The 15949-nt window shown below is 49.1% G+C and carries 11 protein-coding genes and 1 pseudogene; 8 read left to right on the top strand and 4 right to left on the bottom strand.

Annotation, left to right across the window (positions count from 1 at the left end; genetic code table 11):
- Window positions 1-145: 145 nt before the first annotated feature.
- Window positions 146-514, bottom strand: coding sequence for a dihydroneopterin aldolase (folB, locus tag IKG78_RS10910; protein ID WP_290943293.1), 369 nt, complete (start codon window positions 512-514; stop codon window positions 146-148).
- Window positions 508-1560 carry a hypothetical protein gene (locus IKG78_RS10915; RefSeq protein ID WP_290943295.1) on the bottom strand — a complete coding sequence of 351 codons (1053 nt, stop codon included), beginning with the start codon at window positions 1558-1560 and terminating at the stop codon, window positions 508-510. Before IKG78_RS10915 ends, folB begins: the two co-directional genes overlap by 7 nt.
- 456 nt (window positions 1561-2016) lie before the next feature.
- Here IKG78_RS10915 and pgk point away from each other — a divergent pair, with 456 nt between their 5' ends.
- Window positions 2017-3273 (top strand): phosphoglycerate kinase, encoded by a 1257-nt coding sequence (gene pgk, locus IKG78_RS10920; protein WP_283428372.1) that lies wholly within the window; start codon window positions 2017-2019, stop codon window positions 3271-3273.
- 679 nt (window positions 3274-3952) lie between these two features.
- On the opposite strand, the gene IKG78_RS10925 is transcribed toward pgk, so the two are convergent.
- Together IKG78_RS10925 and IKG78_RS10930 are read right to left on the bottom strand one after the other, a co-directional pair.
- Complete coding sequence (locus tag IKG78_RS10925) at window positions 3953-4555, bottom strand: hypothetical protein (protein ID WP_290943300.1); 603 nt, start codon at window positions 4553-4555, stop codon at window positions 3953-3955.
- Window positions 4552-5517, bottom strand: coding sequence for a YihY/virulence factor BrkB family protein (locus tag IKG78_RS10930; RefSeq protein ID WP_290943302.1), 966 nt, complete (start codon window positions 5515-5517; stop codon window positions 4552-4554). Before IKG78_RS10930 ends, IKG78_RS10925 begins: the two co-directional genes overlap by 4 nt.
- Window positions 5518-5769: 252 nt before the next feature.
- Here IKG78_RS10930 and IKG78_RS10935 point away from each other — a divergent pair, with 252 nt between their 5' ends.
- From IKG78_RS10935 to IKG78_RS10965, 7 genes and pseudogenes are all read left to right on the top strand, one after another.
- Window positions 5770-8391, top strand: a complete 2622-nt coding sequence (locus tag IKG78_RS10935; RefSeq protein WP_290943304.1) for a hypothetical protein — start codon at window positions 5770-5772, stop codon at window positions 8389-8391.
- A 128-nt stretch (window positions 8392-8519) separates the two neighbouring features.
- On the top strand, window positions 8520-8765 hold the full coding sequence (locus tag IKG78_RS10940; RefSeq protein ID WP_290943306.1) for a hypothetical protein: 246 nt from the start codon (window positions 8520-8522) through the stop codon (window positions 8763-8765).
- A gap of 27 nt (window positions 8766-8792) precedes the next feature.
- Window positions 8793-10361 carry a GDSL-type esterase/lipase family protein gene (locus tag IKG78_RS10945; protein ID WP_290943308.1) on the top strand — a complete coding sequence of 523 codons (1569 nt, stop codon included), beginning with the start codon at window positions 8793-8795 and terminating at the stop codon, window positions 10359-10361.
- Between the two features lie 159 nt (window positions 10362-10520).
- Window positions 10521-12272, top strand: a complete 1752-nt coding sequence (locus tag IKG78_RS10950; protein ID WP_290943311.1) for a GDSL-type esterase/lipase family protein — start codon at window positions 10521-10523, stop codon at window positions 12270-12272.
- Between the two features lie 318 nt (window positions 12273-12590).
- The gene (locus IKG78_RS10955; protein WP_290943313.1) at window positions 12591-13601 is read left to right on the top strand and encodes a TIGR02147 family protein; all 1011 of its coding nucleotides are present in this window, start codon (window positions 12591-12593) and stop codon (window positions 13599-13601) included.
- On the top strand, window positions 13594-15285 hold the full coding sequence (locus tag IKG78_RS10960) for a right-handed parallel beta-helix repeat-containing protein (protein WP_290943315.1): 1692 nt from the start codon (window positions 13594-13596) through the stop codon (window positions 15283-15285). Before IKG78_RS10955 ends, IKG78_RS10960 begins: the two co-directional genes overlap by 8 nt.
- A 199-nt stretch (window positions 15286-15484) precedes the next feature.
- Window positions 15485-15949 (top strand): annotated as a pseudogene (locus IKG78_RS10965) (serine hydroxymethyltransferase); the annotation flags it as partial.

The following is a 15949-nucleotide window of genomic DNA, read 5'->3' on the forward strand; positions in this document are numbered from 1 at the left end:
ACTTCCTACTTCCTACTTCCTACTGCCTACTTCCTACTGCCTACTGCCTACTTCCTACTGCCTACTTCCTACTGCCTACTTCCTACTGCCTACTGCCTACTTCCTACTTCCTACTGCCTACTTCCTACTGCCTACTGCCTACTGCCTACTGCCTACGAATCTTCACGCTTGCTTCTGCGCCTAAGCAGCCGGGGACGGCTTGGGGTTTTACGACGGATGCTTCTACTGCGTCGGCTTTGGGATAATGCTCCAACACGTATTCTGCAGTTTTCACAACAAGCGTTTCGACGAGCTTGAAACAAGAAAGGCGGATGAACCCTTTCAGTTCTTCCGCCAGCTTTGCATAGTCGATAGATTCGTTTAAATCTTCAGTCTTTGCTGCTTGTGCGAAGTCCAACCAAAGAGTGAGGTTCAAGATGACTGGTTGTTCGTTTGTGCGTTCGTATGGAAGTATGCCAACGATGCAGTCAAATTGAATGTCTTTGAGTCGGATTCGCCCTTTTTCCATTACCATGCGAACAACACGATTGCTGTTGTCAAAGAAATTGCTGTGACGCCGAACCAAATATTGCGGCCCATGGCGTAGGAATCTCTTGTGTCGTTGTTCGTTTTGATTCTATTCTGGAGTTGTGCATAAGTCCAGTTTTCTGCGCTGAAGGCTTGGGGATTGTTTGTTGTTTTGAAGTAGTTGATGCAGGCATCAGGATTGCTAAAATCTCTACATGCGGTAACAATTTTTTTATCAACGACGTCTTGAAGGTCTTTAAGTTTCTTATTGGCGTCGTTAGCTTCGCTGGATTTCTTCTGCTGGAGAACACCGATGACTGCACTGCCTGCTGCAACGGCGGAGAGTGCAACAGCACTCCAGAAACGAACTTCGTCAGCGATACCGAAACGATCTTTGACATCCTGAGCTGCTGCGGCTGCGGAATAATCGCGAGCATCGGCACGAGAATTTGTATTGCTCAGGTCGCCAGAAACATCTACGTTGCTTTTGTTCTTGTAGGTGTCGATATCATCATCGCAAGACATGTCGAATTCATCTTCGCAAACCTTTTTCGGGGCATCGCTAGCTGCGGCTTCAGTTGTTGCAGGAGCTTCGGCCTTCAATTCTACGGGAACGCCCTTGACGACTGCGATGGCTGTTGTGAGACCCGGAACATATACGGACTTGCCATCGAAGTAAACCTTTTCAAGATCGTCACCCGGCTTCATGCCACGACGTTCATAGAATTTTGCCTTGATGACATCACTGTAAGCCGTGCCTCCAGGAATGCCCAAAGCGGTCAAGGAAGAAACATCGCCCTTGGTGCCCATGTAAAGCTGATAGACGTTAATGCCGGATTCGTGAGAGAATTTCTGGCGAAGAACAATGTTGCCGGCAGGAACGTTGGTTGCCTGATCGACTGTTGCTGTGCTCAGCGGGCTACCGCCGTTATCGGCAAAAATCTGATTATCCGAAGATACTGCATCTTTGGCAGTAAAATCACTGATGTCATAAGCTCCAGCGAATGCTGCAGCGGCGGAAAGGCAAATGGCCAATAAAAAAGAACGCTTCATCGTAATACTCCGAGTGTACCAATTTTTTTGGAAATATATAAAAAAATTTAGCAATAATGAATTATATAATTTTTTTACAATGTTTTATCACATAATTTAATGAAAAATGGAGGGGGAATAGTTAAAATAGCCATGAAAAATGATTTGTTTGTAAACAACAGTTTACAATATGCGGGACATCCGGGGGCTTGTAGGACATCATCCTCTTTTTATCTTCATCCCCTTGCTTTTCCATTGAAAAAATCTCTCGTCTTTGGACTTTGCACATGTGCTAAATGCTAGGCTCAATTATGTCAAAAAACAAGTTTTTTGCCGCAATATTCGCCTTACGCATTTATCGCTTAGCTCAAGTCCCAACCAATCGGCTCGGCCATGCCCAACTTCGTTGGTCGCGTCTCTCGCCTTTTACTATATTTCCCTGCGTAAAATTTTAACCCTAAAAAGAGGATTGCTATAATGGCAAAGCTTTCTATCGAAGATCTCGAACTCGCCGGCAAGCGCGTGTTCATCCGTGTTGACTTCAACGTTCCGCAGGACAAGGTGACTGGCGAAATCACCAACACCAAGCGTATCGAAGCCGCTCTCCCGACCATCCAGTACGCTCTCGACAAGGGTGCAGCCGTCGTGCTCGCTTCCCACTTGGGACGCCCGAATGGTGAAAAGAACATGAAATATACCCTCGCTCCGGTAGCGAAGAAGCTCGAAGAACTCATCAAGAAGCCGGTGAAGTTCCTCGCTGACTGCGTGGGTCCGGAAGTTGAAGCTGCCTGCGCCGCTATCAAGCCGGGTGAAATCATCCTCCTCGAAAACCTCCGCTTCCACATCGAAGAAGAAGGCAAGAGGAAGATCAAGAACGCCGATGGCACCGAAACTAAGGAAAAGGCCGACAAGGAAGCCGTCAAGGCATTCCGCGCAAGCCTCACCAAGCTCGCTGACGTTTATGTGAACGACGCTTTCGGTACCGCTCACCGCGACCACTCTTCCATGACTGGTGTTGAACTCCCGCAGCGTGCCGCCGGTTTCCTCATGAACAAGGAACTCAAGGCATTCGACCAGGTGCTCAACAATCCTCCGCGTCCGTTCCTCGCCATCCTCGGCGGTGCAAAGGTCGCTGACAAGATCCAGCTCATCAACAACCTCCTCGACAAGGCCGACAAGATCATCATCGGCGGTGGCATGGCTTTCACCTTCAAGAAGGTTCTCAACAACATCGAAATCGGTTCTTCTTTGTTTGACGAAGAAGGCGCCAAGCTCGTTCCGGATCTGATGGCCAAGGCCAAGGCTGCCGGCAAGGAAATCATCCTCCCGGTTGACTACATCGCTGCTGACAAGTTCGCTGCCGACGCTGCCACGAAGGCTGTCTCTGACGCCGAAGGCATTCCGGCTGGCTGGATGGGCCTCGATGTGGGCGCTGAATCCACCAAGCTCTTCGTGAACGCTATCAAGTCCGCAAAGACCATCGTTTGGAACGGCCCTGCAGGTGTGTTCGAATTCGAAGCCTTCGAAAAGGCTACCAAGGCTATGGCTGACGCTATCGTCGAAGCTACCGCTGCTGGCGCAATCACCGTGATCGGTGGTGGCGATACCGCTACGGCTGCCAAGAAGTACGGCGCCGACAAGAAGGTGACCCACACCTCTACGGGTGGTGGCGCTTCCCTCGAACTCCTCGAAGGCAAGGTGCTTCCGGGCGTCGCTGTTTTGACAGATAAGTAATAAGGTTGTTATTGTGCTAGGCACATGACAGGTTCGCCTCGGCAATGAACAAGTTAGCTTGTTTTCTGCTTTTGGCTCCCGTGTCATTGTGCTAGGCACATGACTGGTTCGCCTCGGCAATGAACAAGCAAGCTTGTTCGCAGCTCTCGGCTCCCGTGTCATTGCGAGGACACTCTGTGTCCGTGGCAATCTCAATCCAGAATTTTATAGGGACTCCCGTTCGCGGGAGTTTCTTTTTTTGCTCTACTCGCAACTGAATAATTCGTAAGGCGAGTGAAGCGCGAACGCATACGTTTGCAATTCCGAGCCTAGGATTTTGCATTCTTGCAAAAAATTTCCTGACTGTAAAACCCTGCAAGTCTTTGCAGGAATTTTTCTTTATTGCGCCGGACTGATTTTTTATCGCGTAAAAAAGCCCGCGCAGTTCACTCGCTGCCGGGCGATTCTAGTTCCATTAGATTTTCGCGAAGAGAAACTTTACTGGATCCTTCACGTTTTTCACTGTTCATGACGCAAAAATTCTGTCGTCATTCCGAACATGGTGAGGAATCCAGTTACTTTTTTTGCTATTCAAGACTTTACTGGATCCTTCGGCTTTGCCTCAGGATGACAGGAACTATCTTCTTACTGCCTCCCGTCTACTGTCTACTTCCTACTGCCTACTGCGGCTCCGCTGCCCCTAAAATTCTTTAAACGTAAATCTCAGCTCGCCGAACGGAGTGCGAAAGTCTTTGTTCTGGAGGTTGTTTTCTTCGATTCCTGCGAACAGCCTGTAGCCGCCGCCAATGGAAACTTCGAGCAATTTTGTAATGCGGAAATTGAACTGCGCAGAAAAGTCTGCGGTGAAAAATCCGTCGTCGGCTTTGAATCCGTCTTCGTCGCCCTTGTCCATAAAGTCCACTTCGCCGCCGCCGATGCTCACGGGGAGAGAAATAGAGAAAATACCATTACGGAAAACGGTGGGTTCGACAAATACGCCAAAGGCATGGTAGTCGATCATTTGCGAATGGTGAACTTTGGGGTTTTGCACATTGCTCAGGATGGATGAACTGAATGCTCCCAAGCTGATGTAGGGATTCAACGCAACACCGATGCGGATGTTCATGAAAATGGTTCCGTCTCGGGCAATCAAGGAGTTTCCGCCGCTCACGCCAATGAGAGCACTCCAGTTGGACGGAGTTTCTTCCTTGGGCTTGAAATCGTCAGACCCCTGGAGTTTTGCGTGGGAATTTACGGCAAGTGCCATTGCCATGAGGAGTGTTGCCAAAAATTTTTTCTTCATAGTTCGTCCGTGTTGCCTTCCCATCTCCAGTTCTTTGTGCTGACCGCTGGCCAGTGGCAAATCGTCCACACGAGACTGTTGCCACACAAGATAATGGACCAAACCCCAAAGAGCAAGAAGAGGAATAGTGGAATAAAAGCAAGCGATCCGTAGAAAATGGACATACGCGTGACCATCGTCGTCTGGATGAGCATCAATATTTTGACGTAGATGTTTATCGCGAGCCAGCAAATCAAAGTCGAAAGCATCGATGCCAAGAACAGCTTTTTGCGGGTGTAAGGCTTGTGTCCGTTGGGACGTGCCGGGAGAGCGTAGAGCATCAAGAAAATGACGACGAGCAGCGCGATGTGGTACGTGGAGTACCAGAAGGCGGAAATCAAGGCCTTGATCACTTCGGGTGAAAAGTGGAAACCGTCAACGATAATTTTGGTGAGCACGTCTTGCACGTGATTCACGAATCCGGCGAACATCCCGACGATAGCAGCACCGACGAGGAGGAACGGCGTATAGACTTTGACTTGACGAAGCAATGTTCTTGAAGTCTTGTTTTCCCAGACTACGTTGAAGTTCGTTTCCAGGCTGCCGAACGAGAGAATGAAGGTGACGAAAAGACCTGCTGCACCGATAATTCCGAGTTTACCGATGGGGATATGTTCTGCGTTTTCTACGATGGCCATGATTTGCTCGGTGGGCCAGTCCAGATTGAGCATGTCGAGCACGATAGGAAGGTAGTCCGAAATGAAGGTTCCGAACCCGACCGCCAAAGAAATCGAGGTGAGCATGATAAGGAGCGGGACGACTGCCACAAGTGTCGTATAAGTCAATGCAGCCGCACGAGTCGTTCCGTGATAGTAAAAGAACGACTTTCCAGTGACAATCATGATTTTTACAAATGTTGGAGAACGTGCTGCGATATTATCGAACAACCATTCCCAAGAAAATTTTTCCCACCACTGCGGCATACTCGAGCTAAATATAGTAAAGGATTAGCCTTTGTGATTTTTATCACGCAATTTTTAACTGTAAATGTAATTGCAACTGCATGATTGAAAGAGAAATGTGGACTTTTATATAATATCAATTGTGGACTTTTTGCGTATCAAATATAGGTGAAAGTAAAAAATATATTGTGCAATGTGGACTTTTTATAAAAAAATAGATTATATTAAGTTGGAACATCGGTTTGGTTTTTAACATCGTTAGGAGCGTTGTATATGGGATATAACCGAAATTTTAGGACTTTTTTCGCAAGTTCGGTGCTCGCTGTTGGCTTGGCCGTTCCTTCTTTTGCGGCCCCCCGTCAAATGGAAAACTTGACGCGCGGTCTTGTCGTATCCAATGTGGGCAGCGGAGTGCTGGTTAGCTGGCGCCTGCTCGGTACGGATGACCCTGCAACGGAGTTTAATCTTTACCGCGATGGCTCAAAGATTGCCTCTATTGCGAAAAACGCGGGCACAAACTACTTGGACAAGAGCGGAAAAACGACATCCAAGTATGAAGTCGCGGCCGTAGTTGATGGCAAAGAACAGGCGAAATCGCCTTTGTCTCTCGTTTTGGACAAGACTGTTTCGAATAGCGGAAATTCCTTTCCGTACAAGACTCTTAAACTCGAAGTGCCTGCTGCGCAAACGATGCCCAACGGCGAAAAGTGCACATACACTCCGAACGATATGAGTGCTGCCGACCTTGATGGCGACGGCGAATATGAACTCATTTTGAAATGGGATCCATCGAACGCTCACGATAACTCGCAGACGGGTTATACGGGTACGGTGTTTATCGATGCGTACAAACTCGACGGCACGAGGCTTTGGCGTATCGACCTCGGCAAGAACATCCGTGCCGGTGCACACTACACGCAGTTCCAGGTATTTGACTACGATGGCGACGGCAAGGCCGAGATGATCGTGAAGACCGCCGATGGTACGATTGACGGTACTGGCAAGGCGATTGGCGACAAGTCTGCGGATCATCGCGATGGTAACGGCATTATCCTCAAGGGTCCTGAATATTTGACGGTGTTCCGCGGCGTTGACGGTGCGGCAATTACGACAATTGACTATGTGCCGAGCAGGAACATCAACAAGCATGAGAAAGGCAAGAACGGCAAGGGTTACTGGGGTGACAACTACGGCAACCGCTGCGAACGCTACATTGCGGCGACCGCCTATCTCGACGGCGTGCATCCGAGTGCCGTCTTTATTCGCGGATACTACAGCGCCTCTTACGTTGTTGCATACGACTTTGACGGAAAAACTTTGAAACAGCGTTGGTACCACAAGTCCGAAGATCCGGGCAAGGGCCTTTACGAACAGGGTAACCATAACATTGCCGTGGGCGATATTGATGGCGACGGTTACGACGAAATCGTGTTCGGTGGTGCAACGTTGAACCATGATGGAACGCTGCGCTTTAGCACGCAGCTCGGGCATGGTGATGCGGGCCATTTGGGCGACCTCGACCCGGATCATCCGGGCATGGAATTCTGGGACGTGCATGAACATACGAACGCCCAGTACACCGAAGAAATGCGCGGCGCCGATGGCAAGGTTTATTGGGGTACGCCGCAGCCGAATCCCGGCGTGGATAACGGTCGTGGCATGGCGGCCGATATCGATTCCGAATACCGCGGTTACGAAGTCTGGTCGGCGAAAGGCGGTGGCATGAAAACCGCGTCAGGCAAAAAAATCGGTTCGCCTGCAGTTTCCCAGAATTTCCGCATTTACTTTGACGGCGATGTTTATGACGAACTCTTGGATGGCACGTATGTAACAAAGTTTGATTCCAAGGCCAAAAAATCGAATGTCTATTTTGATGGTGGGGCTGCTCTCGGTGCTGCCGGCTGCAACGGCACCAAGAATACGCCGAGTCTCGTGGCAGACCTCTTTGGCGACTGGCGCGAAGAACTTGTGGTGCGTTCTGAAAAAGACCCGACGACGATGTACATCATTTCGACTCCGGTTGCAAGCGAACATCGCGTCTATACGCTGATGCACGATGCGACTTACCGCGTGGCGATTGCCTGGCAGAATACCGCTTATAACCAGCCGCCGCACATCGGTTATTACTTGCCGGATGCCGTGAAAAACCTTACGGCTCCCGATATTTACGTTGTTGGCGAGAATGTGGTTGTGCCCAAGGATACGACTCCAGTTGTGAACAACGGAAAGTCTGAACTGGATGCTTCTACGCCGAAGGAAGGCGTTGGCTGGACGCAAAACGAAAACGCGGGATTCCTTGTGAACGGTTATTATAATTTCGATAATTCGCTTGCGAGCTATGGCGTTTGGGAAATATTCTCGCAGACCGAAGCCAAGACGACGCTTACGATCCGCTACGCCAATGGCGGAACCGCTGACCGTAACATGTCGGTGCAGGTCAATGGCAAATCGGCGGGGTCGATTAGCTTCCCGGCTACGGGCTGGACTACGTATGCAGATGCTAAAATCGATGTAAAACTGAACGCGGGCGTGAATACGATTAAGTTGTCCTCTATGACAAGCGATGGTGGCCCGAATGTCGATATGTTCACGTTCGGCATCGACGGTGTTGAACTTTACGATGGAACACAACAGCGGACCGTGAATCCTGTTATTCCGTTTAAGGGTGGTGTGCACTTCGATTTATCGACGGGAGTCTTGTTCACTCCGAGTGCCGGATTTGCCGAAGTCTATTTCTACGACCTCTCGGGTGCGATGCGCATGGGCATCTCGAAGTATGTTTCTGCCGGTTCTAACGAGATGGCTGCTGGTGGTGAATCTCTTCCGAAAGGATCGTATTTTGTGAAAGTGAAACTTGACGGAAAGTTTGTGCAAACAGGAGTGTTTAAAAATTAGGTATTAGGTATTAGGAGTTCGGTTTTAGGAAAAATCGCGGCGTTGCCGTTTTGATAAATAGGCACGAAGTGCGTGATTTATATACCTAAAGCCTATAACCTAAGACCTGTTACCTAAAGAGGTTTTCTATGGGCGTGTTTAGCAAAATTTGGCAATCTGCCGTTATCGCTTCGATGATCGCCACACCGCTTGCGATGGCGAAAGTTACCATCTATATGTGCGGTGACTCCACCATGCAGGATTGGGCGGAAGGTTACTACCCCAAGCAGGGGCAAGGACAGGATTTTCATTTCTGGTTCGACGTGAACAAGGCTGCGGTCGTGAACCGCGGCCAGGGAGGCATGTCGCTGGGTGGCGGCAGCAAGGACAAGTAAGGTGGCACGGCTGTTGGCTACTACGACATGTTCTTCAAGAAGGGCTGTTCTAACGGCAACTGCATTGCTGATAAACTTCAAGCCGGCGATTACGTTGTTATCCAGTTCGGCATCAATGACGTGAACTACAGTACAGAAGACTTTTTCGCCTCCAACATGAAAAAGATGGTGGCCGATGTCCGCGCGAAGGGCGCAAATCCTATCATCATGAGTCCGATACGTCGTCTGTACTACGATTCTCCGACGCAAATCCATAACAGCTATCGTGGCTACCCGGCGTTGAATCAGAAGCTTGCGACTGAACTTAATGTTCCGTTTATCGACATGAGCGAAATGGTTGCAAACTACATGATTTCTGTAGGTGAACGCTATGCCGCTCAGTTTATTTTTAACTATGCCACGAAGGCGGAATACAGCAATTTGGGCAGCGACCAGACGGACCAGGTGCATTTGCAGATGAACGGCGCGAACGCCTTTGGCCGTATCATCACCGAACAGATGCGTGCCCACAAGGATCCGATTGTCAAAAAGCTTGGCGACTACATGGCTCCCATGTACCAAGTGGATGTCAAGGTCAGCCCGGAAGGGGCCGCAGAAGCGACATCTCTCAATGCGTATTATCCGCAGGGGATGACCGTCATGCTGAAAACCATTCCGAAGTCAGGCAAGAAGTTCTTGGGCTGGTATGATGGTAACGGCAACAAGGTTGGCGCTCCGAGCCGTTCCAACGTGAAATCTCCGTACATCCATACATTCAAGATGGGGAGTGCATCGACGCAGTTCACCGCCGTGTATGAAGGCGGCTCCGCTGTAAAATATACCGGTGATGGAAAGGCTTTGACCGCGTTCCCGACAACGACTCCGAAGAGCCTCGATGACGTGACTTTTGTGCCGTTTACTCCGATGGAAGGCAGTCAGGAAACGACGACTCAAATTGATAAGGACATCAAGAAATTTTTTGATGCGAGCAAACCGGATGCTGCGGGAATCGGTTGGACACAAAACGAGTGGACCGGATTTACTGGCGAAGGTTACTACAACTTGGACAATACAAGCGAATCCTACGCTAGCTATAAGGTGAAGTTCCCCGGCGCGGGCAATGTGACGCTCGCCGTGCGTTATGCGAATGGCGGTTCTTCGGATCGCATGTTCAACGCTTATCTTGACCATGACTACTATCTGAGTGCTCCTCCGACGGGTGGCTGGGACAAGTGGGATACCGCTTATGTGGTTCTGGATGCCCCGCAGGGTGAAGCCGAACTCAAGTTCATGTCGGTGACAAACGATGGCGCTCCGAACCTGGATGCTTTTGGGTTCAGCGTAGAGGGCGTTTGCCGTGTAGGCATTGATTGCACGACGACGAAGCTGAATGGCGTTGTTGCAAATGCAGGCGTGAAACTTCGCGGCGATGTGCTCTCGCTGACGGAGCGTGCCGAAGTAACTGTATTCGATATGAGCGGTCGCATGGTGGTGCGTAAAGCGGTACAGACCGGCGATGTTGATTTATCCTCTATCGTGCGTGCAAATGGGCTTTATCGAGTGATGGTCCGCCAAGGTAAAACGAATTACGCCACGACATGGGCGAAGGTGCGGTAATAATTCGGAATTAGGAGTTAAGAATTCGGAATTGAAAATAATCGCGGCAAAACCGCCTGTCTAAATAATTCATAATTCCGAATTCCTGATTAACTTGTTCCTCACGCCTCGAAGCAACCGAAGGTTGCGACCTCATACCTCAAAGCTGAAGGGTTTATTATGAAATCTATACTAAAGTATCTCCTTGCTGCTTCTGTGTTCACGGGTGTCGCCGTGAGCGATTCTACGAGTTTCACGATTCATGTCGTGGGCGATTCGACCGTGCAGACGTACAAGGATAACGTTTATCCGCAAACAGGCTGGGGCCAGGTTATCGGCTACTTCTTCGATGGTGCACGCGTCAAGGTGAACAATGCGGCTCTTGGCGGTCGCAGCTCCAGAACCTTTATTGAAGAAGGTCGCTTGGATGGTGCGTTGCAGTCGGCCCAAAAGGGCGATTTCCTCTTTGTGCAGTTTGGCCATAACGACCGTGACTACAGCAAGGCCGCACGCTATGTGGATCCCAAGGACTTTCCGGGATACATTCAAAAATATGTAGATGCTGGCAAAAAGAAGGGTGTGAACGTCATTCTCATTTCGCCGATGAACTTGAACGGAAGCCGCAACGTGTTCTCGACGGGCAGCAACAACTACGATGCCCGTGGCATGATGCAGACGGTTGCAAAGAACAACAAGATTCCGTTTGTCGATTTGAACATGAAGTCGTACAACACGTATAACAATACGTACAAAGGCATGGGCGATTACGTGACCCGTTACCTTTACAAAAAACTTGAAAAAGGCGAATACCCGAATTACCCCGATGGCGTGAACGACGGTACGACGCACTTCCAGGAAATGGGCTCGATGGGCCATGCCCAAATGATTTGCGAAGAACTTGAAGACAATCTCAAGAATAACACGAATCTTTCTGCAGAAGCGAAGACTGCGCTCACGACGCTTGTTTCTTCAATCAAGAAACGCTATACAATTAAAGTTAAAACGAATCTTTCGAATTACAATGGCCTCATTACGCAAACGCAGTATTTCCCGGCGGGTTCTCCGATGACGCTTCGCGTGACACCGAACGGCCAGACGTTTGAAAAGTGGGTCGATGACGATTGTAAGGAACTTTCGAACAAGATGATTTATTACGGGTTCAAGACAAAGGCTCGTGATATCACTTATACGGCGATGTTCAAGGGCGGTGCTGCATGCACGCCAATTGCACACGGCTCCGAAGAAAGCGGCACGGCGAATAGCTCATCTTCGGGAGGACCGGAAAGTTCGAGCAGTGTCGCAGTTACGGAACTTGCAGAAGGACTTTGTTCGCTCGATGCTGGCACTGATGCGTGGCCGTCCGTGATTGATATGTCGAACCCTGAAATGGGCGATGGCTGGACAGAAAGTAACCATGAAGGCTATACTGGCGGTGGTTTCTTTAACCTCGACAATTCCGCTTATAGCAAGGCGACGTACATGGTGACATCGGACCAGTCGGCAGAGCATGCCCGCATGATGATCCGTTATGCGTTTAGCGGTTCGTCAAGCCGCGACATGAAAATCACCGTGGATAACGGTACGTATGATGTCGTGTTCCCGTCAACCGGAAGTTGGGACAAGTGGGATACGGTCTATGTCGATAACGTATGGGTCGATGCACTGGACTTCAAGGTGATTTTGCAGTCGGCTACGGCAGATGGTGGCCCGAACGTGGATATGATTGCGTTTGACATGAAGGATGTCTATCGCACGGGTTGCAAGGCTGTTCGTGAAAAAAATAATCAAAGGACTTCGCTTGCGGCTAAAAAGCCTGCATTGTCTCCTCGAAAGAGTGGCTTTACCGTCAACGCTCTCGGGCAGAAATTGCAAAATGTGAACAATCGCGAAGACTTGAAAAAGTTGCCCAAAGGGAACTATTTCAGTTTTTAAAAATTGAACCCGTTCTGTTTCACTGTAGTTTCTGCGTCGGAGTTATCGTTTTTATAAATTAATGTGGACTTTAAATTTGCGGAACTGTGGACAAAAATGTATATTGTATTTAGACGAAAGAACGGCCTGCGGTCTATAGACGAGAGACGAAAGAAATGAAAAATTAAAGATGAAAATAAAATTAAAAATGAAATTTTAACTCTTAATTTTTAATTCTTAATTCTTAATTCATAAATCCTAATCACTAACCACTAACCACTAACCACTGCACTAACCTCATGCCTCAAAGCGATTTTACGAGCGACCTCATACCTCATCATGATTAACATCTTTGAATATCTGAACTATCGCGAATTTCTGAAAGACGCTTACGAAGAGCGCCACGCACGCGATTGGCGTTTTAGCCATCGTTATATTGCGGATAAGGCGGGGTTCGATTCTTCGATGTTCAATAAGATTTTGCAGGGCAAGCGTAACTTGACCGAAAGGATGGTCGAGATTTTTGCGTCCATTTTTTGCAGTGACGAACGTGAAAAGTATTACTTTGCCAACATGGTTTCGTTTAACCAGGCAAAGACGCATACTGAGAGCCGTCAATTCTTGGAAAAGCTTGTAGCGACCAAGGAATGCAAAGTTGAGAATCTGGCGAAGGATCAGTTCGAATATTTTGATCATTGGTATCATGCGGTAGTTCGCGAACTGGTGACGTTTTATCCGTACGTGGGCGATGCTGCTGCATTAGGCCTTATGGTGCGTCCGCCAATTTCTGCAAGTCAGGTGAAATCGTCGATTGCGCTTTTGGAACGCCTCTCGATGATTAAGAAAAATGAAGTTACTGGTTTTTATGAACAAACGCAGGGGCTTGTTTCAAGCGGCACGGAATCGTACAGCACGGCGGTAAACGCTTACATCCAGCAGAATTTGGATGTCGCGCAGACGGCGATGGACCGCTTTGACCGCAGCGAACGCAATCTTTCGACGCTCGCGTTTGGCTGTGACGAAGAAACTTACAGCGAACTTGTCGAAATGGTTCGCCGCTTCCGCCGTGAAATCCTCGCGAAAGTCGGACAATGCAAAAAACCGAATCGTGTGTTCCAGCTGGGGATGCAGCTTTTCCCGCTTTCGGACCCGTATCCGCCACCGCAACGCCGAGGCCGCAAACGCAGAATTCGCGGTGCCGAAATTCAGACGTCTCCTGCAAACGGGAGTATTGCGGATGACGGTGGCTTGAACGCTACCTCAATGGATACTTCTTGCGAAATTGCAGGATGTCAGGATGCTCGCGTTTTAAAAGAAACTGCCGAGGCAAAGGAGTGCAATCATGAATAATAAGTGGATGATGGTTGCTTATGCCCGCGTTTTGGCTTTGATGAGCTTGTTTGTTCTGCTTGCTTCGTGCGGTGACAACAAAGTTGCTGGAGGCACGGAAGCGGAATCGACAATTGCCTTGTTTGTACAAACGGCAGAAGGAAAGCCTGCATCGATGGCTCGCGTTCGCATTTTGCCGAATGATTACCTTTCTAGCGGCCTTGCGGAAAATGCTTGGAATGAAACAGATGAGGATGGGCAAGTTTCGTTTGAAGTTAGCAATGGCCGCTACACTATTGAAGCTCGAAACGTGAGTGATGATAAAGCTTCGGGAGCCGTGCATTTTGTTGCTCTTGAAGCAAAGTCTGATTCCAAAGTCGATACGCTCAAGCTGGGCGAGCTTTCATCTATCGAGGGTTTTGTCGTGCTGGGTGAGAATGCTCCTGTGGTTCGTGTCGCGGGGCTGGAACGATATGTTGTGCCGGATAGCGCGGGACATTTTGTGATTGACTCTCTCCCGGCGGGCAGTTTTGATGTCCAGATTGGTGAACCGTCCGAAGTTTATTCCGCTAAAGTGCAAGCGGCTGCTGGCGATACTTTGTTTGTCGATGTCTCGGATGCGGATGCGAACATCAAAGTCGTGACTTCGAAAAAATCCGTTGCAAGTGAATATCCCGAAGGCGATTGGAGCGCTCATGAGTCGCTGCTTAAAGAACTGAACGGTTTTGCTACGGGAACGTTGGGCGCTGCGGGCGTCGCAGACAGTACGGGAAAAATCAAGAAAGCCAAGGGCGAAATTTGCATGGTGACCACGACAGATGATTACGTTGAAGTTGTCGATTCCAGCAAGGTCGATTCTTTGGGGAACCCTGTAAAATCATACGTTGCTGCGGCGGGATCGCTCCGCGAATGCGCTGAAAAAGATGGTGCGATGTGGATCTTGTTTGAAAAAAGTGGAAAGTATATCTTGTATGCGCCGTTGCGGATAAAGTCAAACAAAACCATTGATGGGCGAGGACGCAATATCCGCATTGCGGGAATGGGCATTTTGACAAATGAATCTTCGAATCTCATTTTCGAAAACTTGACATTTACATCTCCTAGCATTACCGCTCAAGACACGACGAGCCGCCGGGCGCTTTCGATCCACAACTTGACGCACCACGTTTGGGTGGATCACTGCTTGTTCGAGGAATATCCGTTGATTGAACTGGATATAAAGCGAAGCTCGTATGCGGTGACGCTTTCGTGGAACCGCTTTGAAAATGCGCAGACGGGCATTCTCTTTGGGCTTGAACCGGACATCGTTGTGGATTCGTTGCAGACGCTTACGCTTCATCACAATTACTTTGCGAATATGGAAGCTCGCGGAGTGCTTGCCCGTCACGGAAAATTGCACGCTTATAACAACTTCTTCTATGACGTGAAAATGGCGGGGGTTGAATGTACGGATTCTGCTCAATGCTATGTAGAAAGTAATGTGTTTAATATTGAGAATCCGATTGCGGTCTATCGTCTTGAAAACGAGGATGGTTCGCCAGATGCGGCAACACGCGGTTTTGCCTATGCGTTCGACAACATGTTTAGCCGTGGTGGCGAAAATACACAGGATGCTTTGGTGTTTAAGCCGGAATACAAAGTGACCGTTGATGATGCCGACGCTGAACTTGCCGTCCGTGTCAGGAATGAATCCGGCCCCCGGTAGAAATTTATAGACGAAAGAACGGCTCTTCGAGCCTATAGACTGAAGACGAAAGAGAAATAATGGCACTTCGTGCGTGTATAGACAAAAAATCTTTCGTATTCAAGCATGTTTGGTTCAAAATCTTTCGTCTCTCGTCTCTCGTCCCTCGTCTCTCGTCTAAAAAAGCTATATTTGGGACGCGAACTTTAAAGGAGCTATAATGCTTAAATCTACATTGCAACAGACCGATCCGGAAATCTATAACATCATCCAGGAAGAAGCCGAACGCCAGGAATATGGCATCGAACTTATCGCTTCTGAAAACTACACTTCCAAGGCTGTGATGGAAGCCATGGGTTCTGTGCTCACCAACAAGTACAGTGAAGGTTACGTTGGCAAGCGCTACTACGGTGGTAACGAAGTTATCGACGAAATGGAAGCTCTCGCTATCGATCGTTGCAAGAAGCTCTTTGGTTGCGACCATGTGAACATCCAGCCGCTTTCCGGTTCTCCGGCTAACGCTGCCGTGTACTTCGCCGTTCTCAAACCGGGCGACAAGGTCCTCGGCCTCAAGCTTGACCACGGTGGACACCTTTCTCACGGTCATCCGGTGAACTTCTCCGGCATGCTCTACAACTTCGTGCAGTACGAAGTCGATAAGGAAACTGGCCGCATCGACATGGAC

This window comes from Fibrobacter sp., from assembly GCF_017545445.1.
Lineage (GTDB): Bacteria > Fibrobacterota > Fibrobacteria > Fibrobacterales > Fibrobacteraceae > Fibrobacter.

Bases quoted from the DNA above. Each gene is read 5' to 3' on its own strand.
- folB (WP_290943293.1), bottom strand. From the start codon at position 514: ATGGTAATGGAAAAAGGGCGAATCCGACTCAAAGACATTCAATTTGAC.
- IKG78_RS10915 (WP_290943295.1), bottom strand. From the start codon at position 1,560: ATGAAGCGTTCTTTTTTATTGGCCATTTGCCTTTCCGCCGCTGCAGCA.
- pgk (WP_283428372.1), top strand. From the start codon at position 2,017: ATGGCAAAGCTTTCTATCGAAGATCTCGAACTCGCCGGCAAGCGCGTG.
- IKG78_RS10925 (WP_290943300.1), bottom strand. From the start codon at position 4,555: ATGAAGAAAAAATTTTTGGCAACACTCCTCATGGCAATGGCACTTGCC.
- IKG78_RS10930 (WP_290943302.1), bottom strand. From the start codon at position 5,517: ATGCCGCAGTGGTGGGAAAAATTTTCTTGGGAATGGTTGTTCGATAAT.
- IKG78_RS10935 (WP_290943304.1), top strand. From the start codon at position 5,770: ATGGGATATAACCGAAATTTTAGGACTTTTTTCGCAAGTTCGGTGCTC.
- IKG78_RS10940 (WP_290943306.1), top strand. From the start codon at position 8,520: ATGGGCGTGTTTAGCAAAATTTGGCAATCTGCCGTTATCGCTTCGATG.
- IKG78_RS10945 (WP_290943308.1), top strand. From the start codon at position 8,793: ATGTTCTTCAAGAAGGGCTGTTCTAACGGCAACTGCATTGCTGATAAA.
- IKG78_RS10950 (WP_290943311.1), top strand. From the start codon at position 10,521: ATGAAATCTATACTAAAGTATCTCCTTGCTGCTTCTGTGTTCACGGGT.
- IKG78_RS10955 (WP_290943313.1), top strand. From the start codon at position 12,591: ATGATTAACATCTTTGAATATCTGAACTATCGCGAATTTCTGAAAGAC.
- IKG78_RS10960 (WP_290943315.1), top strand. From the start codon at position 13,594: ATGAATAATAAGTGGATGATGGTTGCTTATGCCCGCGTTTTGGCTTTG.